We start from the raw sequence: 20,315 nt of genomic DNA on the forward strand, positions 1-20,315 counted from the left end.
TAAACCATGAAAAGAGGTATCTGGAATATGACCGCGGGGCCAGTAAAGTCAGAAAGAGAAACAATTTATTTTGTGATTGGTGCTGTTTACAGCGCAATAATCTATCTTATTGCCATTATTTCGATTGTAGGGATTGGAATTGCTCTTGCGGTTTTAGCTGTGGTTCTATTCATGAACGCCATGATGCTCGGGTCCATCCGCGGAAATGGAATCCGCATCAGCCATCACCAGTTCGGAGATGTATACGCGCGCGTAGAGGAGTTATCCTCCAAAATGGGGTTAAAGAAAACGCCTGATGTATTTGTCATTCAATCAGAAGGCGCTTTAAACGCTTTTGCCACCCGCTTTTTCGGCCGTAATATGGTGGTGCTTTATTCTGAGGTTTTTGAGCTTGCACGACAGCAGGGTGCAGCAGAATTAGACTTTATCATCGCCCACGAACTTTCACATATTAAGAGACGGCATGTGTGGAAAAACATTTTACTGATGCCTGCTCAGCTTCTTCCGTTTTTGTCTCAGGCCTACAGCCGTTCGTGTGAGTATACCTGCGACCGGGAAGCTGCCTATATGACAGACGACGGCGCAGCAGCAAAGCGTGCGCTGACCATTTTAGGCGCAGGAAAACTGATGGCGCGGGAAGTGAATGAAGAAGCCTATCTTGAACAAATTCGCTCCGAATCCAACGGAGCCGTCTGGATGAGCGAAATCTTATCCACCCACCCTATTCTGCCAAAGCGCATTCAATCCGTGGGCAGATTTATGAACGACGTATCTACTCCTCTTTACCGCCCAAACTATGGAAAAATTGCGGTTGGAGCCGGTCTTCTTTTCGGAGGATTGTTTGGTGCATATATTTCCGTTCTTCCTGCCATCACTGTGGGTACTACTGTTTTTGCTTCCTTGCTTCCTGAAAGTGACTGGGAAGAAACGGGGTGGGAGGAATCCGGAGGTCTTATTGAGGCTGCTTCCTACGGAGACATTCGTACCATGGAGGATCTTATTGCAGCAGGAGAAGATCTTGAAGCGACAGATCCCGGGGGTTCAACGGCTTTGATGAATGCAGTGTATGCAGGTCAAAATGATGCGGCCCAGTTATTGCTTAAAGAAGGCGCTGATCCTAACGCAGCAGATGATTACAGTTACCCGATCATCATTGCAGTTGCCAATGAGAACAATGATCTTGCAGCTTTGCTTTACGGATACGGAGCGGATCCCACTGCAGAGGATACTGAAGGGGATAGTGCTTACTCCTGGTTGAATGTGTCGACTGAAGAGGAATTTGAAGAAGCACTTGGTATAGCAAACAGCAATTAAGATCAGGGCAAAAGAAAATCCGGGCGGATCATCGAAATCAATATAGAATTCGAGTCCGCACGGATTTTTTTATTTTGTCCTTTTTTACTCTCGCTTACCTGCAGCTGCCTCCTGCCATGTAAGCTGCTGCTGTACCAGAAGCGCAATCTGATCGGGCGATACGGGTCTACTAAAGTAATATCCCTGAAACATTGAAGAGCTGCTGTTTGCGACAAAATCTACCTGCTCTGCTGACTCAACTCCTTCAGTCACCACTTCAAATCCAAGATCATCCAGCACGCGGTAGATTCCTGCAAGCAGGCTGGTATCAAACGATTCTTGAGGAACACAGCGGATAAAGGACCGGTCAATTTTCACCACATTTACCGGAAGCTGCTTTAAATTAAAAAGTGAGGACGTCCCTACTCCAAAATCATCGAGTGCAACGCGAACTCCTTTATTCCTAAGAATCTGTGCAAACTCCCTTATCTCATTGTCATAATAAAAGATGTCGCTTTCCGTAATTTCGATCTGGAGCTCAGACGGCGCGACCTTGTACTGCTTCAGCCACTTATCCATTTTCATAATAAAGCGATCCTTTTGCTTCATTTGCTGCTTTGATACATTTATGGCGATGCCGATCTCTCCAAGACCGGCCTCTCTCCATCCTGCTGCCTGTCTGATGCTTTGTTCGAGAACCCATTCCCCGATATCACAGATGAACCCGCCATTTTCAGCAATGGGAATAAACCGGTTTGGCGGAATTAATCCTTTGTTCGGATGATTCCATCGAAGCAGTGCTTCCACTGCCACTAAAAGGTTGTCCCCTGAAGAATAGATCGGCTGGTAATCCAGATATAACTCCCCTTGATCAAGTGAAAACTTAAGATCATTCTCTAAATCAAGGACATGTTTATAGTCTAAATCCTGTGCTAACTCTTCGTAAAAGACAATCTGGTTTTTCCCTTTTCGCTTCGCCTCATACATGGCGATATCAGCATATTGAAAAACGTCATCAAAAGAATCACCATCCTCCGGAAAACGGCTGATCCCCACACTGGTTGTGATATAGGTTTTTACCTGCTCAAATGAATATTCACTTTTAAGCGATCTCATCATTTCCTGCGTGCGATGGAGCAAGTCTTTCTTGCTCATATCAGGAACGATCATGACGAACTCATCTCCGCCCATTCGTCCAAGAAGCTCCTGATCATGCTGCAGCATGCCGAGCATTCGATTCGTCATTTGTTTCAGCAGCTCATCACCGGTTTGGTGTCCGAGTGAATCGTTAATTCGCTTAAATCCATCCAGATCCAAAAACAAAAACGAAACATTTCTTCGCTGATTCAAATGATGATTATGAAATTCTTCCTGCAATCCGCACCGATTCAGCAATCCAGTGAGGGGGTCATAGCGCGCCAATTTGTTTACTTCCTTTTGAGCTTCCTCTATCGAATCAAGCATTTTGTTTATCGAGCTCCCAAGCTGATGAATGTCGTCCTGGTACTGACCAGACCAGGATAGCCGGGATGATAGCTCCTTTGATGTCAAAATACTCTTCAGCTGTGTGGAGAGATTCTCTACCCTTGAGACGACCCGCTTATTGAAAAGATAGGAAAGAACCAGTGCTAAGACAAGCAGACCGAGCAGCAGATACAATAGCCTCGGATGAATAAACAAAAACAGCGAAACAAGAAAACCAGCTATACTTAGGCCAGCAATCCACCAGGTCTTTCTCTGCAGCTTCATACAGCCACCTCCAACCGTTACCTACATCCCTCCTATCGGTTAAAAAATGGAATTATTAATAGTAATTCGGACTATAAACAGGATTTTGGTTAAATGGGTATTATAGTGAGGTAAAGCATTAAAGGGGCCTGGCCCCTTTAATGCTTTACCTTACTGCCATCCCAAAAAAACTATTTATGAATATACACATTCGTTCCAAGCGGTACGGAGTAGGCGAGTTCAACTGCGTCTTCGTTGTACATGCGGATGCAGCCTAAGGAGGCTTCAGTTCCAATGGAAGCCGGGTTGTCTGTTCCATGGATGCCGTAGTGAGGCTTGGATAACCCCATCCACATATCACCGTATGGACCCCCCGGATTTTCTTCTTTATTGACGATCATATAGTTGCCGGGGGGTGTAGGTGTGAGCATTTTTCCAACGGCAATGGGATACCGCTTGATTACTTCACTGGCATCATAAAGGGTCAGCTCCCGCTTTGTTACGGATACGTCAATCCAAAGAGTCATGCCTCTTCCTCCTTCACATATGTGCTCTTATCACTGTATGAAGGAAGTATAAATCAATCACAAAAAAGAGCCTGAGACAAAATTCTGTCACAAGCTCTTTGAACGGTTAGCTGCTCTTTTAGGCGGACGCTCTCCGCAGGGACGGTGCTGACCTTCTTAGGCTTTGCCCTGCGAATTCTCAGCCTGCCATTATATCCTGCGGGAGTCGCCACCTTCCGCTCCGCTCACCTCATCCAAACAATATATACTGCCTAAGTTAATTAAACCTGTTCAGTTCTGTTCAACGCTTTTCATGTTAATTTAGTACGACTTCCTGTTCGTTTGTCAGACGCTTGCGGATTCCCGTAACAGGTTTAATAAAGAGCTGAATAAGAACTCCCATTGAAAAAGCGACCAGAAGGGTACCCAGTCCAATAGGGCCGCCAAACAAAAATGCCAGGATGAGCACACTAACCTCCATCATGGTTTTCGACACTGCCAGACTTTTCCCCGTTCTATGCTGAATGGCCATCATCAAAGAGTCAATGGGGTTTCTTGCAAAATCCGCCTGCAAATAACATGCAATACCAAGGCCGATGATCGCAACCCCTGCTATCAGCATGATGGCACGGACCGGCATTGCCAGTGCATCGATTCCTGCAAATGCTACAAGCAGCCAAAAATCCATGAAAACTCCGATCAGAAAGATCGTAATAATGGCCAGAAAGTCCGGCACCCTTTTCATCAGATATCCGTTAAGCAGGATTAAAATAATCCCTAAAATAAATACCCATGTTCCAACGGTAAAGCCGATTGTCTCTGATAATCCAACATATAAAGCATCCCACGGGCCAACCCCGAGATCTGCAACGATCATGGTGCTGATTCCAAACGACAGCAGCAATAATCCAAGTAAATAAAACATTCCTATAATGAACCCACTTCTCATGGTGACACCTCTTCTACTTAATCTACCCTGCTTATCTTACCATGCCCAAAGAGGTACGTACCACTACTATTTTTTATAAAATTTATTCAGCAAAAAGAAAATGTAAGTATATTCATACTAACCTTTAATTTACCTATTTTGTATAGTACGCTTGTACTCAAGGCGTGGATTTCTATGAGCCGCAGTCACTCTGCTAATTTTTTGAAGAAAGGAGAGAAAAATCATGAATCGGGAAACAAATCCAGCCGGCTTCTGGTCCCGGCTTTTTGCAAATATGTTAGATGGCATCATTATATTTATTCCCATTTCCATTGTGATTTACTTAATTACTGGAGAATACACGTTTACCAGTATGAATAGCTGGACCGAGAATATCCTTTATTACCTTTACCTTACAATCACACCGCTTGTTTGGTCAGGGTATGTCATTGGAAAACGGTTGGCTGGTATTAAAATTAAACGGAACGACAATAAAAAGCTGACGTTCCTGAATATGTTTTTAAGAGAGGTTGTAGGTTTATTCCTGCTGTCTTTCCTCACTTTTGGCATTTCCATTGTGGTCAGTGTTTTCCTCATTATATTTAGAGAAGACAAGCGGGCGATTCACGATCTGATTGCAGGCACACGGGTGGTTCATTCCTAAAAAACAAAAAACGCTCGTCCTGGAAAATGACAGCGTTTAAGTGCTCACCCATTATTCTTTTATATTCAGCCCCATAAGCTTCGAGAATTCAATAGCCTGATGAGGTGCAACAGTGCACCCTGCCAGCTGCTCCTGTGACACATTGATTTTTTCGAAGCTGCATGTGCTGATGTCGAGCCCCTTCATTGGCATTTCAATAAAGCTCGCTTCCTGAAGACTACAGCTATCCATGTCTACCTGCAGGAATTCATTTCCATAAAAGCGTGTATTATTCAGTGAGCTCTCCCGGAACAAAACGAACTTTAAACGGGATTCAATGAAATTGCTTAGAGCCCCCATGCACTGGTCAATCGAGATATGCAGCAAGTTGGATTCGGAGATCTCAATTCCGATCAGCTTGCATTCCTGAAAAGAAACGCGGTGCATCGATGCATCTGACATTATGACATTAGACAGATCGCAATGCTCAAAGGCTACGTCCGTCCAGTCAGCCTTGTGAAAAACCACTTCTTCAAAAACGACATGTTTAAAGACGACGCGCGTCAGCTCCATACCGGTCAACGTCTCGGGACCAATTACTTCATTTTCAATTACCACGTCCGTCAAATAAAGGTCCTCTTCAGAAAATATGTCAATGAAGCGCCCTTGCTCCATTTTTCTGGAAATGACCGGCTGTTCTATCTTCGATTTTCTCTTCATACCCTTCACCTTCCGCCTCTTTGTTTGGCTTTTCAGTCCGTTGTTCGTTACCCCCAACTGGAGATTATTTCTGCTCGATTGCCGGCTGAAGCAGCATACGTGCCTTCATTTTTTGAGCAGGAATAAAGAAAAGTCCGATCAACGGTCCAATGCCAAACGCCACGATAACGGTACCAACTCCAATTGGTCCACCGATCAGCAATGCGACAACCAGAACGGCTACCTCAAGAACCGTTTTTGAACGAGATAAGCTTAAACCCGTGCGAAAATGAACAGCCACCATAAGCCCATCAATCGGATTTTTGGCAAAATTAGCCTGCAGATAAACTGAGACACCTGCAGCGATAATCAGAATTCCGCTTCCAAGCATAAGGCTTCTTGTCAGAACCTCTGCCGCCTGCAGATCTGCAAAAACAAACAGCAGCCAAAAATCAATGAAAAACCCCATAATGAAAATGGTAATGACCGCATAGAAATCCGGCATCTTCCTCATAAGTGCCGCATTCACCGCCATCAGCGCAAATCCTGTAATTAAAATCCATGTTCCTACTGTCAGCCCGATCTGATCAGCAAGCGCAACATATAAAGCATCCCAGGGTCCTGCACCTAAGTCAGCCAGGATCATCATCGAGATGCCAAAGGATAATAGGACTAAACCAATTGTGTAAAACAAACCCAGTGTTAATTTATTTTTCAATAATATCCCTTCTTCTCTGAAAACTAGCATTCTTGTATAAGTGTATCAAAAATCTGTCAGATAACCTACACTTCATCTATGATCGTTGTGAGGCATTTAACATGATATTTGTCATTATTTTTAGAATAGTCAATGAACATTCTTGACTGTTATTTTTAAAAGCAGATACAATCAGTAGGAAGAGTACGCACTATCTACGAACTAAAATACTCGGATGCTGCTGCCTCAGTTGAGGACGGGGGATCGTTTGGAGGAATGGAAGATGACGTTTCAACATTTGATTGCACCAGAACAATACAATATTACACAAGAAGTGGATCAATATGCGCAAGACGACGGCCGCATGGCGATTAAGTGGACAGATGCAGATGGAAACCGGCGGGATGTATCATACCCGGAACTCATCGGGCGCACGAATCAGTTTGCACAAGCCTTAAAGAAGCTGGGAATTGGAAAAGGGGATAAAGTTCTTATCCTGCTGCCTCGCATTCCTGAAGCCTACATGAGCTATCTTGCCTGCTTAAAAGCTGGCATTATCGCCATCCCCTGCTCTGAAATGCTGCGAAAGAAAGATTTGACGTACCGGATCGAGCATGCGGAGCCAAAAGGAATTATCGCGTTTCACAAAACGACTTCCGAAGTGAATGCGATCCAGGGAGATTATCCCGCTCTGCAGACAAAACTGATTGTCGGCGGACAGGAGGAGGGCTGGCAGTCCTTTGAAGAACTTGCGTCCAAGGAAAGCACGGATTATGAAGGAGAAAAAACAAGCCGGCATGATACGGCTATTTTATCGTATACTTCCGGAACCACAGGAAATCCAAAGGGCGTCGTTCATACACATGGCTGGGGCTACGCTCATGTTCGCACCGCTGCTAAAGAATGGCTTGGCGTCGAGGAAGGTGATCTTGTTTGGGCAACTGCTGCTCCCGGCTGGCAGAAATGGATTTGGAGTCCGTTTTTATCTACCATTACACTCGGTGCAACAGCGTTTGTTTACAATGGAGGCTTTGATGCCCATACATACCTGACGATTTTGGAAAAAGAAAAAATCCAGGTTTTATGCTGTACACCAACCGAATACAGATTGATGGCAAAGGTCGACAATCTGAAATCTTATCAGCTTCCCCATTTAAAAAGCGCAGTTTCAGCAGGTGAGCCGCTGAATCGTCCAGTTATGGAAGCATTTGTGGAAGCTTTTAATATCCACCTGCGGGACGGCTATGGACAAACGGAAAACACACTGCTCGTCTGCAATCTGCAGAGCATGGAAATAAAACCCGGCTCTATGGGCAAACCGACTCCCGGCAATCCAGTTGATATTATTGATGAGCACGGACAGCCGGCCAAAACGGGTGAGGTCGGGGATATTGCCGTTCATCGAGACTGCCCTGCTCTTTTCAAGGAATACCTGAATGACCACGAAAGGACTCAAAAAGCGTTCAGGGGTGAATGGTATTTAACCGGCGACCAGGCAACCCGTGATGAGGATGGCTACTTCTGGTTCGAAGGAAGAAGCGACGACATCATCATCAGCTCAGGCTACACGATCGGACCCTTCGAAGTGGAGGATGCTCTTTTAAAACACCCGGCTGTACGTGAGTGTGCGGTAGTTGCAGCACCGGACGAAATCAGAGGCAGCATTGTGAAAGCATTCATCGTTCTTAAGGACCCGGAAGCACTCGAGCATAAGGGTTTGATCAAAGAGCTGCAAAACCATACAAAGGAAATGACGGCGCCTTACAAGTATCCGAGAGAAATAGAATTTATCAGCGATCTTCCCAAAACGACCTCGGGGAAAATCAGAAGAGTGGAGCTGCGCCAGAACTAAACGGTTTCAGCTGCCGGAAAGGTCAGGAATTCACTGGCCTCCGGCAGCTTTTTTATAAGGAATTCCGTCTTCGGGCTTGCTGAATAAGAATGATGTATAAGTATTTAACTGACTGGAAAAACATTGCCCGTTGTCAGCTTGGCATAGGCGCTCTAAGTTTTCGGTGTTTGCGTCTCGCAGGTGCTCCGGCAAGAAGACGCTTTTCTTCATCTGTTTCAGCGGTAATACCAGGTACTTCCGAGGGCCTTCCTCGATCATCCACTGCCACCATCGTTAAAAAGGATTGGGTGGTGATTCTCTCCTTTCTTGTCAAAAGATTTTTCGAACGAACCCGCACAAATACTTCCATAGATGTTCTGCCAGTGGAACTAATGACAGCATCAAGCTCCAGCACATCTCCTACTCTCGCAGCTGACAGGAAATCCACGGAATCAATCGAAGCAGTCACGACCACCAAATTGGCATGCTTCATGGCGGTAATAGCTGCTATCTCATCAATGTACGAGAGCACCTGACCTCCAAAAATTGTTTGAAGATGATTCGTGTCAGGAGGCAGTACGAGCTTTGACTGTATAGTTCTTGACAAGCTCATTGGCAAACTATTTCTCATTTACTTCCCTCTTTTTCTTTGGAGAAGCAAAAAGCTCTCTCCAGTAGTTAGGGAGAGAGCTGACGTTCGAAAAATAAGCATTCAAAAAAACATTTGAATACAACTGACATCACCCTTCCCTATTCCGCGTAGGTCCATCGTGCATACAATAGGCAGGTCTCCTGACTTCAAATCAACGCTCATATTCCCTTCCCATCCTTGCAGACAGTGGGCTATTCATATAAGCTCCTTGTTACAGTGGCGCGACCGTACCAGATTTTCACTGGCTTCCCTTTTAAACGAAAAAGATTTCGTCACCTATTGCTTGATCCATATGAAATTGTCTGACTGTTCCATTTTCATTGTAACGGTCCCCTTGTTTTTTGTCTATTCTCCCACAAAGAAAAACCGACTGAAAAATTGATTTTCAGTCGGTTGATCATCATCTATTTATTTGATAATACTTATTTTACGCTTGTTCTTCTTTACGGCGAAGGAAGAAGAATGCTGCTGCAAGAACAGATGCTGCTGCACTAACGCCTACCCATACCATGTTAGAAGATTCCTGCTGGCTTCCGCCCATACCGGTATTTGGCATTTCTTCCGGCATTTCAGTGTTTGTAAACATATCAGGATTTTGCGCTACGATCGCATTTCCAAGAGATTCACCTACACCATACATGTAAGCATAGCCTTCACGGAATGTGTTAACAGATGCTTCATAGTCTCCTGCAATGTGCTCATCAAGTGAAGCAAGCTTCAATTCTTCATGTCCCCATACAGCTGCTTGAGCATCTGCAGTTGGAAGGTTTTCTTCTGTTGCTGAACCAAGGAAGGCACCAAAGTCAGTTGAGAATGTTTCAAATTGCGCTTTTGCTGCTGTAATTGCTTCTTCATCTTCAGCAATATAACCAGATACTAATGCACCCTCTGCTTCAATATGGTTTGCAGTCCATACATCTTCAAATGCTGCTGCTCCTTCTTCACCATAAACAGAAGCCATTACTGCTTTAAAGTCCTGTGTATGCATATCTTCAGCCCATGTAACAAAGTCATAGTTAGGTGCGCCATCTACTCCGCTCTTAAGTCCCATTACAGCTAGTGCATGGTGCTCTGCTGCTAAATTGTTAAGTGTTGAGCGAAGATCAGAAGTAGCTGAATCTACTTTGTAATCACTAAATTTATCAGGGAACTGAGTAGTAATTGCTCCAGATAAAGCTGCTGAAATATCATACATACGGTCATAGCCTTCACGGAATGTTCCGTAAGCTGCCTCGTAATCTTCCGCTACATAGCTGTCAAAGAAAGAAAGGACATCCATCTCATGTGTGCGAAGGACTTCTTCAGCTGCTTCCTGTGGAAGATTTCCTTCTGTTGCTGTGTCGAGGAATGTTGAGAATTCAACGACAAATTCTTCTACTTCATCTTCAGCAGCAGCGCGGGCTTCTTCGTCCCCGGATTGTGCTGCAGCTACGATGTCTGCAGTATAATCATTATGGCCTCTGAAAATTCGTTCAAATTCTGCTGCACCTTCATCTCCATAGATCGAAGCGATCGCTGGTGTCATGTCAGCTGCATTTTGATCAAGTGCCTGATTGTAAGCTTCTGCATCAGGAGCATCCATGTAATCTTTTACCATTGCGTTCGTTGCTAAAACAAAATGCTCGGAAAGCAAGTAATCCAAATCTGCCCGTAAATCTGCTGCCGGGTCATTTACCGTTGGCCCCTCCTGTGCTTGTCCTGCTGCTGGTACCAATAGTGATAAACCTAAAACGGATGCTGCGATTTTGTTCATTTTCATCTTAACGTCACTCTCCTTTTTTAGTATGTTCTTATTTTCAATACACTAAGTAAACGGAGAGGATTTTCATTTAGATCACTTTTTTTAAAAAAGTTTTTAATTTTTTCTCAGCTGTAGTCAAAAGAGGAAGAATTTCATTAAGATTTAGGACTATACTTTCACTTTATTCAACGCCATTTGTGATGATGGAAAATTTTATAATTGGAGGGTTATTATCTTCCAGACCTATGCGACGTTGGATATCTTGGCAATACATTTCTTTAAGAATTGTCATTCATTATTATGATTAACGTCAATTAAATAAGGAGGTAACAATAATGGAATATAGCTGGAATAATAGAGGGATATCCAATCGTAACAATTAATTAGATTTGGACGTCAGAGTAAGTATGAACAGAAAAGGATACAGGATTCATATCTTCAATTCAATAAAAGGATTCTTAGATTAACGCTAATAAGGAAAGTTAAAAAGGTTGAGACAAAAAACGTGGTTGTATTTATTAATAGTAAGAGGTGAACGGAGTGGAAGGTGGCGACTCCTGCAGGATATGACGGCAAGCTGAGACTTTACAGGGCAACGCCCTAAAAAGGCTCAGCGCCGTCCCTGCGGAAAGCGTCCGCCTGAAGCGCAGCGAACCGGTTAAATAGGCTGAGATACTTTTGGTTGTCCCAGCCCATTTATTTTCTCCAGTTAATAGACAGAATTGCACTTTAGTGATCGTGCCCGCTGTGATCTCCATCCTCTGATTCCATATGGCTGCTTTTTTGACTTTCAGCGTTTTCTTCTGCAGTCTGCATTTGTTCTTCTGTTACCTCACCGACCGTAAATTGTTTTTTCGGCATAACGTGCATATCTCTGGCTGTGATGTGGGTTTGCAGAGAATAAATGCTGTCTTCTTCGAAGGTGTAGTCAATTTCATAGACTCCTTCTCCGATATGTTCAGCTTCGTGCTGCTCACTTTCATCGCCTTTTACATCATTCCAAATTTCAAACATGACTTCGTTCGCATCTTCGACTGCTTCTCCGCCCTGAGAAATCTCTACCTGCAGCTTGGCATCTTCCTGCACCTGAAGATCTTCCGGAATGACAATCTCCGCTTCAACTACCTGCGGCGTTTCTGATTCCTGGGATTGCGGTTCACTTTCTTCTCCGCATGCAGTTAAAATTAACCCTGCACACGCAATGGTTCCGATCATCCATTTTTTCATCTTATACACTTCCTAATCTAAGCTGCTTTGCCGTGAAACCACTTATTAACAGCCGGTATTTTTTTAATAATTAAATAATCAACAATTACTACTGCTAAAATTGAGACACCTACAAGAGGCATTACTATTCCTCCTGCGATCATCAGTATGAAGACGGTGCGCGATGCTTTTTTACTTATCGGTTTTTTAGGCGCACCCAGACCATCAGGCTTTCTTTTTCTCCACATGATAAAGGAGCTGATGACAATACCGATAATCGCTAAGCATGTAAGCAGGCCAAGCGCCTGATTCAGCCAGCCGAACAGTCTGCCTTCATGGAGCGCAATACCTGCTGTGATTCCCTGAGCCATTAAACCGTAGTCAGCGAAGCGCACATCGGATAAAATACCACCGCTGTATTGGTCTAAGTGAATAGTGGCATTATCCCACGGGACAGAATGAGAGGTGGCAATAGTGAAGACTCCCTCTTCTCCCATTGGCATAGAGATCGTATAAGGCTTGGCCACATTCTCCATCGATGCAATCATGGATACATCATCAAGTGAAATCGTTTGATATCCACCAATGGAAGACACTGGGACCGCATCGTTTTGAGAGGCCCACGGAACATCCTCTGCTACTTCTTCTGCGCGGAGGGTGGAAGCCGGTTTTTCACCAAAAGAATGAGCAAATGCTGGATACCCGCTGTTTGTTGAAGTAGCAACCTTGTTAATTTGCTCTCCCATAATACCAGACCATGGGAGTCCTGTGGCAATCAAAATGACGATCATAATGGAAAACCAAAATGCCGGAACTGCATGAAGATCACGCCAAAAGGTTCTTCCTCTTGCTTTAAAACGCGGAAGGACAATTCCCCAAATTGATTTTAACTTTCTCGGCCACCAAAGATAAAGACCCGTTAACAGGAGAATAATCGTCCAGGACGCTGCAAGCTCAACTAACCGGTTGGCAAAGGTGCCTCCAACGATTAGTTCACTATGAAGCTTTTTAAAAATCTCTGTGAACTTTTCGCTCGCAATCAGTTCGCCCTGTACATCACCATTATATGGGTTAACATACACGGATTTTGCTACGCCGCCATCCATTACCCCTACTTCAACCGTTCGATCCTCTTCTTCATATACTTTATAGGCTGAAATAGCACCGTCAGGGTAACGTTCCTGCACAGCCGCTGTTATACTTGCCGGGGCCAGCATTTGAGAACTTGTTTCGTTCACCACATATTGTTCCTGATACAGCATGCCCTCGATCTGCGGTTTAAAAAGATACACACCCCCGCTGAAAGCAAGGATCAGTAGAAAAGGAGCGGCAAAAAGACCTGCATAGAAATGCCATCGCCAAACCGCCTGATACCAGGAAGCTTTGCTTTTTTTAGGTGATGGTGAAGGGGCGTATTCCTGATTTAATGCTTTCATGCTTTTTCTCCATTCTTCTGTTCTTCTATTATCGTTCACTTTCTTATATGGGATTATACAATTTTGCAAGTTTTCCTCTGTTCTTTTCTACCATACAAAAAGAATGTGAAATAACTATGAAGAAAATGCACAAACATGATTTTCCCGCTTATTTGTGGCAGGTATATGAACAAATAAAGGAAGAATGAGCTTGGGACAAAAGTGTCTCAAGCTCTGCGACCGTTTCACTTCGCTTCAGGTGGACGCTTTCCGCAGGGACGGCGCTGAGCCCTCCTCAGGCTTTGCCTATAGGGGTCTCAGCTTGCCGTCGTGTCCTGCAGGAGCCACCTCCCGCTCCGCTCACCTACTACTACTAAATATATCCTCATTCTTTAAACTTTTTTGAGTTTTGTCCCAGCGTCATTCTTAAATTATTGATGCCTTTTAACTTCCTTCACAATCTTTTCTGTCACATCTGAATCAGTAAAGCTGACTTCTTCTACGATGACACCTTCAGGATTCACCACATAAAAGTTTACGCCATGAAGCACCTGATCTGTTTCATCGGGCTTACTCACAAGCGTTTGAAATTCATCGAGCGCAAACTTCTCGATCTGCTCCTGTGTATAGCCTGTAAGCAGGTTCCAGTTGGCATCCTCCTCTGTGAAAGCAGACAGATATCCTTTCAGGCGCTCCGGTGAATCCACTTCCGGATCCACGCTGAAAGAAACGAATTCTGCTTCGAGCCCCTCCTCCTTGAGCGTCTCCTGCAGATCGCTCAGCGTAGAGGTCATAGGAGGGCAGACGGTCTCACAATTTGTAAAGATAAAATCAGCAATCCATACCTTCCCTTCCAATTCATCAAATCCAAAGGATTCTCCGTGCTGATTTACAAAAGTGAATGGGCTGACAGACGGACCTTTTTCCTGAAAAGGAGAACAGCCGCTAAGCAGTACGATTAAGACCATCCCAGCCAGTCTTTTTTTCATTCTGGATGCGCCTCCTTTTGAATAGGCAGCCTGACAGCCACGCTGATTAGTCCATTATCTTTACTCTTCACAGTAAATACGCCACCCTGGATACGTACGATTTCTTTTACAATCGATAGACCCAATCCTGTTCCACCCGTGCCCCGATTTCGTGCACGGTCCGTACGGTAAAAACGTTCTCCCATTCGATCCTGCTCCTCTTTTGAGAGTGTATCTCCCCTATTCGCCACTTCAAACACAAAGTCGTTTTCCTGTCGGTGCAAATTCAGAAAAATAATGGATTTGGGATGAGAATATTTCACCGCATTATCCAGAAGGTTATAGAAAATCTGCTGGATGCGTTTGGCATCGTTTAAAATAATCAGCTCTTCATCCACATCAAATGTCATCTCAATCTCTTTTTTTGCGGCAAGGATCTTAAATAGGTCGGCCGTTTCATACAGCAGTCCGCCAAGAGCAATGGGTTCATGATCAAAATGGAACAAATCATCCTGCAAATGATTTAAATCCACTAAATCAGAAAGAAGTTTTTTAAGCCTCCCCACCTCCTGTTCAATCGTCTCAAGATACTGCTTTTCTTCTTCCGGAGAGGTATACAGTTCATTTTTAAGCACTTCCGTGTAGCCATTAATGTACGTTAAAGGTGTTCGAAGCTCATGGACTACATTGGAGAGAAATTCTTTTTTCCGTTCCTCCTGATGCTCAAGTGCTTTACTCATTTCATTGAAAGCGGTCGCCATCTGCCCGATCTCGTCCATCTGACGGATCTCAAGACGGTTTTCGTAGTTCCCCTTTGACACTTCTTTTGACAGCTCCTGTATGGAAACTAACGGCTGAAAAAGAGATTTTTGAATTCGTCTTATTAAATATGCCACTCCAATAAAAAACAGAATCCCAATTCCGAAAAGCAGGGGAATACTGCTTCCAAACACCTGGGAAAGACCGGCAAGGGGCACGTAAATGTATATGAATCCAATGACGTCCTCCCCGTCATTTATCGGGTAGATTGCACCGATTACTTCTCTTCCGAACGTTTCAACATAGCCTTCTTTCATCATGGAATCACCTTGAAGTAGCAATTCACGGTCCTCCCATGTCACCAAATTCTCGTTTCCGATTGTGTACGGAAAGGATTCATTCAGATCCTCTACTTCATCCACAACGATCACTTCATATTCAGAAACGACGTTATACCAGTGGATTTTTTCAATAATTTCCTCGCTCAGCTCCCCGTAATGGTAGTGGGCTGCTGTCCGCTGTCCCTGGTATTCCACCGATTCACGAATCGTGTTTAAATAAAGATCCTTATATAAGAAGTACAAAAAGACAAAGGAAAAAATCAATGACAGCGCCACACTGCCAACAAGCAGCAGCACAATTTTCCGGCTAAAATTCAATTTACTTTTTTTCAACCATCACACCTCAAGTTTGTAGCCTAATCCCCATACCGTCTTGATCCGTTCGCCGTGCTGCTTCATCTTCATCCGAAGCGTTTTAATATGGGTGTCGACGGTGCGTTCCGTTCCACTGTATTCGAGTCCCCATACTGTTTCCATTAAATATTCCCTTGATACGAGACTGTTTTTATTCGTGACCAGCAGCGACAGCAGCTTATATTCTTTAATCGTCAGACGGATTTCTTCTCCCTCTATAAAGACACGATGACTCGTCAAATCCAGGGAGACAGGTCCCGCTTTTGCCACTTCCCCTTTTTTAAAATGAGGATCCGTTCTTCGCAGGACAGTCTCAATTCTTGCCAGCAGCTCCTCTGAATGAAAAGGCTTTACCACATAATCGTCCGCTCCAAGCCGCAGCCCTTTGACTTTATCCAGGTCTTCTCCTTTAGCGGATAAAAATATAATCGGAGTTTGAGATGTCTTTCTTATTTCTTCTGTTAATGCATATCCGTCCATGAACGGCATCATGATGTCAGCCAAAATTAAATCCGGCTGTTCGGCGCGTATAATGGACAGGGCATCAAGTCCATTTGCTGCTTCATATACGTGATAGCCTTCTGGAACCAGAAACGATTTAATCAGCTTTCTCATGGTTTCTTCATCATCCACCACTGCTATTTTCCGCACACTCATGTGAATTCCCCGTTTCCCATTGATACGGCTATTTTACCAATTTCCTGTGAAGTTAATGTGAAAGTTTCCGCACTTTTTAGAAGGTTCTTTTAAAACGACCGGTTCACTTTCGTTTCAGAAAGAAGATATTATCCATTTTAAAACCATGAAAAAACTATGGTTTTCAGTGTATAGTGTTCCAGACTTTAGAGACTTGAACCTCGTTTAACTGCATGCTGGCACAAAAAAAGCCTGAGACAAAAGTGTCTCAAGCTCTACGACCGGTTCACTTCGCTTCAGGGGGACGCTTTCCCCAGGGACGGCGCTGAGCCCTCTTCAGGCTTTGCCTTTTTGGGTCTCAGCTTGCCGTCATATCCTGCAGGAGCCGCCACCTTCCGCTCCGCTCACCTATTACTATTAATATATATTCATTTTTTAAACTTTTTAAGTTTTGTCCCAGCCTGCTTTTTTTGTTCTTTCTTGGTTTTACTAAATGAATTTACTCATTTTCCAGCTGCTTAATGTATTTATCCAGCTTATCCTGGTTTTCCTGAGAAATTTCAGGAAACTGTGGATCTATTTTTTCCAGACATTGAATCATCGCCTCAGTGATAATGTAGCGTGAGTACCACTCGTCATCTGCGGGCAGGATGTACCATGGTGCAGCTTCTGTTGAGGTATGGTTCAGCATGTCTTCAAAAATTTCCTGGTAGCTGTCCCAATGCTGTCGTTCTTCCACATCACGAAACGAAAATTCCCAGTTCTTCAAAGGATCTTTCATGCGTTCCAGCAGACGGTTTTTTTGTTCTTCTTTTGACATATTAAAAAAGAATTTGATAACTTCAAAGCCGTTTTCCACCATATATTGTTCAAAATCATTTATTTGCCGAAAACGCAGTGACCATACTTTTTCTTTATCGATATGATCAGGTATGGCTTCATCACCAAGTAAATCATGTACTCTCGGTGCAATGACTTCTTCATAATGAGATCGATTCAAGATGCCGACCTGTCCTCTGGCAGGAAGTCCTTCCCGAATGCGCCAAAGGTAGTCATGACTCAGTTCCGTATCTGATGGTTTTTGAAAAGATGTCGTTTTTAATCCCTGCGCATTTAAATTAGAGAAAATATAGCTGATGGCTTCATCTTTCCCAGCAGCATCCATTGCCTGCAAAACAACCACAATCCCTTTCTTCTCTTCAGCGTGCAAACGCCAGTGCAGGTCCTTCAATTTTTCAACACGATCAGGGAGCTGTTTTTCACGAAGCTCTCTCTCATCGATGCTGTGGTCTTCGGATGTGGCGAATTCTTGCAATTTAACTTGCTGACCGCCATCTACTTTATATTTGCTGATGTCCATTGGTTCCTCCCAGCCTTCCATTTAAATCGGAAACCACTGCGTCCGTTTTGGAAAGTTCTATTTTATTATACTGTCTTCATAAATACCCCCGTTTAAGAAAACACAAACAGCAAGCTTTACACAACTTAATAAGTGATTACAGAGACACTTTTCGTTTCCGTTTCTGGTGACTGCTTTGATGCTGAGAAATCTTCACGTACCATACACCTGCATTTCATAAAAAAAAGAATATCTGCACGATCATTATCCTCTGTGCAGATACTCTATATACTCTTATTTCCTACTCGACCAGCTGAATAAACTGTCTTGTCCGATCATGAGACGGGTTTTCGAAAAATGTTTTCGGGTCGGCAGATTCGATAATTCGCCCTTCGTCGAGCATGATGATGCGGTCGGCCACTTCTTTTGCAAATCTCATTTCGTGGGTAACCACGACCATGGTCATCCCCTCTTCAGCGAGCTGTTTCATAACGGCAAGCACTTCACTGACCAATTCAGGATCCAGAGCAGAGGTTGGTTCATCAAACAGCATAACCTTTGGCTCCATTGCAAGAGACCGGGCGATGGCTACCCGCTGTTTTTGACCGCCTGACAGTTTGCTTGGATATACGTCTGCTTTTTCCGAGAGACCCACTTTTTCAAGCAGCTGCTTTGCATGCTTGATGGCATCCGCTTTTTTCTTTTTCTTCACCTGAATAGGTGCTTCAATAATATTCTCCAGTACGGTTTTATGCGGAAATAGATTAAAATGCTGAAACACCATTCCGACTTCCGCCCGTATTTTGTTTAAGTTATCTTTTTTCCCATTAATTTGTTTTCCATCAATGATAATTTCACCACTATTAATCATTTCCAGAAAGTTAAAGCAGCGGAGCAGGGTGCTTTTCCCAGACCCACTGACGCCTACAAGAACGACTACTTCCTGGGGCTCTACCTGTAGGTCAATCCCCTTTAACACTTCTAAGTCGCCAAATGATTTGTGGATATTTTTTGCTGTTAACATGTATGACCTCCCCCTTAATCCTTATCAACATCAAGTTTATTTTCATACAGACGGAGCAGGAACGAAAAGATCATAACAAGAACTAAATAATACAGACCAACAACCAGATACGTTTCAAAAGGCTGGAAGGACTGTGCTGCTTCACGGTTTGCAATGGAGAACAGCTCTGCTACTCCAATTACATAAACCAGTGAAGAATCCTTTAACGCGATGATAAACTGGTTTCCAAGAGGCGGAATAGACCGCTTTAGCGCCTGAGGAAACACAATTCGTTTCATGGTCTGTGTTTTGCTCATTCCTAGCGAACTGCTTGCTTCTGACTGACCTTTATCAATGCCCTGAATGGCACCACGGAAAATTTCTGCAATGTATGCACCATTATGCACGCCTAAAGCGATTGCGCCAGCCCAAAAATTTGATAGGGTAACGAATTCTACAATTCCAAAATATAAAAATGTAATCTGAACAATCAAAGGTGTTCCTCTGATCACTGTAATATAAATATTCGCAATCCACTGCAATGGCTTGGATTTGGACAGCTTAAGAAGTGCAAAAAACAGTCCCAGTAAGCAGCCAAGCACCACTCCAACTGCGGTCAGCTGGAGTGTGATGACAACGGCATCCATAAACCCGGGATACGTTCTTGCTATAACTTCCAATATTGTTTCAATAATCTCCGGCATGAGGCTGCACCTTCCTAACTATTGGACTTGTTATTCTAAAATTTCAATTCCTTCCAGATCCACATCTAAAAGGTTACGATCAAATAGATTCGTAGAAATTTCATCGTAAGTCCCATCTTCCTGGATTTCTGCAAGTGCTTCGTTGATGGCCTCAAGCAGTTCAGGATTGTCTTTGTTCACAGCAATCGCTGCCTGCTCAATCCATAGTGGCTCGCCAACATCTTTAACGCCAAGACCTGAAGCCATCGCCTCGTAGCCAACTACGTCTGCAGTGATAACAGCATCCAGGCGGCCTTCGATTTCCAGGTCATTCAGCGCCACAACGTCACTGTTGTAATATTGGATATCCTCTGTATATTCCTGTGCCGCTTCATCGTACGTACTTTGGGCAACTACGCCGATTTTCTTTCCTTCAAGATCTTCTGCAGATGTGATTTCGTCATTTCCTTCTGCAACGAAAATCATTCCGCCAGAGTAGTAGTAGGGATCGGAAAAGTCGACCTGCTCGGCCCGTTCATTAGTGATCGCCATACTTCCAATGATCGCGTCAAATCGCTCGCCGGTCAGTCCCTGTAAAATCGTTTCCCATGGCGTTGTAATCGGGTTTGGCTCCAGTCCCATTTTTTCTGCAATGGCATGTCCGATTTCAACATCGAAGCCCTTCAGTTCGCCGCCTTCTTCGTAGTTAAACGGTTTATACAAACCGCTCGAGGCCCATGTAAGTTGACCTTCTTCCTGCAGGTTGAATTCACTTCCTGCCTCATCTGATCCATTTGATTCTGATGTTTCCTCTGAATCATCGCTTCCGCAGGCTGCTAAAATTAGACTTGCAGAAAGTGCTGCTGTACCGAATAATGTACGTTTTTTCATCG

19 protein-coding genes and 1 riboswitch are annotated in these 20,315 nt (G+C 43.9%); of the genes, 3 read left to right on the plus strand and 16 right to left on the minus strand.

Translation table 11 applies throughout. From position 1 onward, the window contains the following. The first annotated feature begins 27 nt into the window (after positions 1–27). Positions 28–1,314 (plus strand): M48 family metallopeptidase, encoded by a 1,287-nt coding sequence (locus tag ACQCT8_RS10125; RefSeq protein ID WP_426870715.1) that lies wholly within the window; start codon positions 28–30, stop codon positions 1,312–1,314. A gap of 84 nt (positions 1,315–1,398) precedes the next feature. On the opposite strand, the gene ACQCT8_RS10130 is transcribed toward ACQCT8_RS10125, so the two are convergent. From ACQCT8_RS10130 to ACQCT8_RS10140, 3 genes are all read right to left on the minus strand, one after another. Then, positions 1,399–3,042, minus strand: a complete 1,644-nt coding sequence (locus ACQCT8_RS10130; RefSeq protein ID WP_426870717.1) for a putative bifunctional diguanylate cyclase/phosphodiesterase — start codon at positions 3,040–3,042, stop codon at positions 1,399–1,401. A gap of 170 nt (positions 3,043–3,212) precedes the next feature. Next, on the minus strand, positions 3,213–3,548 hold the full coding sequence (locus ACQCT8_RS10135; protein ID WP_426870719.1) for a L,D-transpeptidase: 336 nt from the start codon (positions 3,546–3,548) through the stop codon (positions 3,213–3,215). Between the two features lie 295 nt (positions 3,549–3,843). Further along, positions 3,844–4,476, minus strand: coding sequence for a YczE/YyaS/YitT family protein (locus ACQCT8_RS10140; RefSeq protein ID WP_426870721.1), 633 nt, complete (start codon positions 4,474–4,476; stop codon positions 3,844–3,846). Between the two features lie 223 nt (positions 4,477–4,699). Between ACQCT8_RS10140 and ACQCT8_RS10145 the strand changes: the two genes are divergently transcribed. Next, the gene (locus tag ACQCT8_RS10145) at positions 4,700–5,119 is read left to right on the plus strand and encodes an RDD family protein (protein ID WP_426870723.1); all 420 of its coding nucleotides are present in this window, start codon (positions 4,700–4,702) and stop codon (positions 5,117–5,119) included. Positions 5,120–5,170: 51 nt separating this feature from the next. Here ACQCT8_RS10145 and ACQCT8_RS10150 read toward each other — a convergent pair whose 3' ends face one another. Further along, positions 5,171–5,818: a pentapeptide repeat-containing protein gene (locus ACQCT8_RS10150; protein WP_426870724.1), complete on the minus strand. Its 648-nt coding sequence runs from the start codon at positions 5,816–5,818 to the stop codon at positions 5,171–5,173. A 64-nt stretch (positions 5,819–5,882) separates the two neighbouring features. After that, positions 5,883–6,515: a YczE/YyaS/YitT family protein gene (locus tag ACQCT8_RS10155; protein ID WP_426870726.1), complete on the minus strand. Its 633-nt coding sequence runs from the start codon at positions 6,513–6,515 to the stop codon at positions 5,883–5,885. Between the two features lie 262 nt (positions 6,516–6,777). On the opposite strand from ACQCT8_RS10155, the gene mbcS reads away from it, so the two are divergent. Then, positions 6,778–8,346 carry an acyl-CoA synthetase MbcS gene (gene mbcS / locus ACQCT8_RS10160; RefSeq protein ID WP_426870728.1) on the plus strand — a complete coding sequence of 523 codons (1,569 nt, stop codon included), beginning with the start codon at positions 6,778–6,780 and terminating at the stop codon, positions 8,344–8,346. Between the two features lie 133 nt (positions 8,347–8,479). Here the strand turns inward: mbcS and ACQCT8_RS10165 are convergent, their stop codons facing one another. The 11 genes from ACQCT8_RS10165 to ACQCT8_RS10215 all read right to left on the minus strand — a co-directional run bounded on the left by ACQCT8_RS10165 (position 8,480) and on the right by ACQCT8_RS10215 (position 20,313). Continuing rightward, positions 8,480–8,956: an acyl-CoA thioesterase gene (locus tag ACQCT8_RS10165; protein WP_426870730.1), complete on the minus strand. Its 477-nt coding sequence runs from the start codon at positions 8,954–8,956 to the stop codon at positions 8,480–8,482. A gap of 134 nt (positions 8,957–9,090) precedes the next feature. Continuing rightward, positions 9,091–9,272, minus strand: a riboswitch (cobalamin riboswitch). 132 nt (positions 9,273–9,404) lie between these two features. Beyond that, positions 9,405–10,736, minus strand: a complete 1,332-nt coding sequence (locus ACQCT8_RS10170) for a copper amine oxidase (protein WP_426870732.1) — start codon at positions 10,734–10,736, stop codon at positions 9,405–9,407. Between the two features lie 711 nt (positions 10,737–11,447). Continuing rightward, the gene (locus ACQCT8_RS10175) at positions 11,448–11,945 is read right to left on the minus strand and encodes a FixH family protein (protein WP_426870734.1); all 498 of its coding nucleotides are present in this window, start codon (positions 11,943–11,945) and stop codon (positions 11,448–11,450) included. A 17-nt stretch (positions 11,946–11,962) separates the two neighbouring features. Next, on the minus strand, positions 11,963–13,360 hold the full coding sequence (locus tag ACQCT8_RS10180; RefSeq protein WP_426870736.1) for a PepSY-associated TM helix domain-containing protein: 1,398 nt from the start codon (positions 13,358–13,360) through the stop codon (positions 11,963–11,965). A 410-nt stretch (positions 13,361–13,770) separates the two neighbouring features. Then, positions 13,771–14,328 (minus strand): SCO family protein, encoded by a 558-nt coding sequence (locus tag ACQCT8_RS10185; RefSeq protein ID WP_426870738.1) that lies wholly within the window; start codon positions 14,326–14,328, stop codon positions 13,771–13,773. Further along, positions 14,325–15,740: a sensor histidine kinase gene (locus tag ACQCT8_RS10190; protein ID WP_426870740.1), complete on the minus strand. Its 1,416-nt coding sequence runs from the start codon at positions 15,738–15,740 to the stop codon at positions 14,325–14,327. Before ACQCT8_RS10190 ends, ACQCT8_RS10185 begins: the two co-directional genes overlap by 4 nt. A gap of 3 nt (positions 15,741–15,743) precedes the next feature. Next, a complete protein-coding gene (locus ACQCT8_RS10195) occupies positions 15,744–16,418 on the minus strand; it encodes a response regulator transcription factor (protein ID WP_426870742.1) in 675 nt (224 codons plus the stop codon). A 478-nt stretch (positions 16,419–16,896) separates the two neighbouring features. Beyond that, positions 16,897–17,757, minus strand: a complete 861-nt coding sequence (locus tag ACQCT8_RS10200; protein ID WP_426870744.1) for a PPK2 family polyphosphate kinase — start codon at positions 17,755–17,757, stop codon at positions 16,897–16,899. Between the two features lie 280 nt (positions 17,758–18,037). Continuing rightward, positions 18,038–18,760 (minus strand): amino acid ABC transporter ATP-binding protein, encoded by a 723-nt coding sequence (locus ACQCT8_RS10205; RefSeq protein ID WP_426870747.1) that lies wholly within the window; start codon positions 18,758–18,760, stop codon positions 18,038–18,040. A 14-nt stretch (positions 18,761–18,774) separates the two neighbouring features. Beyond that, positions 18,775–19,443, minus strand: coding sequence for an amino acid ABC transporter permease (locus ACQCT8_RS10210; RefSeq protein ID WP_426870749.1), 669 nt, complete (start codon positions 19,441–19,443; stop codon positions 18,775–18,777). 30 nt (positions 19,444–19,473) lie between these two features. Next, a complete protein-coding gene (locus tag ACQCT8_RS10215; protein WP_426870751.1) occupies positions 19,474–20,313 on the minus strand; it encodes a transporter substrate-binding domain-containing protein in 840 nt (279 codons plus the stop codon). Positions 20,314–20,315 lie beyond the last annotated feature (2 nt).

This window comes from Jeotgalibacillus proteolyticus (assembly GCF_050107735.1).
Taxonomy (GTDB): domain Bacteria; phylum Bacillota; class Bacilli; order Bacillales; family Jeotgalibacillaceae; genus Jeotgalibacillus; species Jeotgalibacillus proteolyticus_A.

Excerpts from the sequence above, each read along its gene's own strand:
- mbcS (WP_426870728.1), top strand. The coding sequence starts at position 6,778 with ATGACGTTTCAACATTTGATTGCACCAGAACAATACAATATTACACAA.
- ACQCT8_RS10165 (WP_426870730.1), bottom strand. The coding sequence starts at position 8,956 with ATGAGAAATAGTTTGCCAATGAGCTTGTCAAGAACTATACAGTCAAAG.
- ACQCT8_RS10175 (WP_426870734.1), bottom strand. The coding sequence starts at position 11,945 with ATGAAAAAATGGATGATCGGAACCATTGCGTGTGCAGGGTTAATTTTA.
- ACQCT8_RS10180 (WP_426870736.1), bottom strand. The coding sequence starts at position 13,360 with ATGAAAGCATTAAATCAGGAATACGCCCCTTCACCATCACCTAAAAAA.
- ACQCT8_RS10215 (WP_426870751.1), bottom strand. The coding sequence starts at position 20,313 with ATGAAAAAACGTACATTATTCGGTACAGCAGCACTTTCTGCAAGTCTA.
- ACQCT8_RS10125 (WP_426870715.1), top strand. The coding sequence starts at position 28 with ATGACCGCGGGGCCAGTAAAGTCAGAAAGAGAAACAATTTATTTTGTG.
- ACQCT8_RS10150 (WP_426870724.1), bottom strand. The coding sequence starts at position 5,818 with ATGAAGAGAAAATCGAAGATAGAACAGCCGGTCATTTCCAGAAAAATG.
- ACQCT8_RS10135 (WP_426870719.1), bottom strand. The coding sequence starts at position 3,548 with ATGACTCTTTGGATTGACGTATCCGTAACAAAGCGGGAGCTGACCCTT.
- ACQCT8_RS10145 (WP_426870723.1), top strand. The coding sequence starts at position 4,700 with ATGAATCGGGAAACAAATCCAGCCGGCTTCTGGTCCCGGCTTTTTGCA.
- ACQCT8_RS10140 (WP_426870721.1), bottom strand. The coding sequence starts at position 4,476 with ATGAGAAGTGGGTTCATTATAGGAATGTTTTATTTACTTGGATTATTG.
- ACQCT8_RS10210 (WP_426870749.1), bottom strand. The coding sequence starts at position 19,443 with ATGCCGGAGATTATTGAAACAATATTGGAAGTTATAGCAAGAACGTAT.
- ACQCT8_RS10130 (WP_426870717.1), bottom strand. The coding sequence starts at position 3,042 with ATGAAGCTGCAGAGAAAGACCTGGTGGATTGCTGGCCTAAGTATAGCT.
- ACQCT8_RS10195 (WP_426870742.1), bottom strand. The coding sequence starts at position 16,418 with ATGAGTGTGCGGAAAATAGCAGTGGTGGATGATGAAGAAACCATGAGA.
- ACQCT8_RS10200 (WP_426870744.1), bottom strand. The coding sequence starts at position 17,757 with ATGGACATCAGCAAATATAAAGTAGATGGCGGTCAGCAAGTTAAATTG.
- ACQCT8_RS10185 (WP_426870738.1), bottom strand. The coding sequence starts at position 14,328 with ATGAAAAAAAGACTGGCTGGGATGGTCTTAATCGTACTGCTTAGCGGC.
- ACQCT8_RS10170 (WP_426870732.1), bottom strand. The coding sequence starts at position 10,736 with ATGAAAATGAACAAAATCGCAGCATCCGTTTTAGGTTTATCACTATTG.
- ACQCT8_RS10205 (WP_426870747.1), bottom strand. The coding sequence starts at position 18,760 with ATGTTAACAGCAAAAAATATCCACAAATCATTTGGCGACTTAGAAGTG.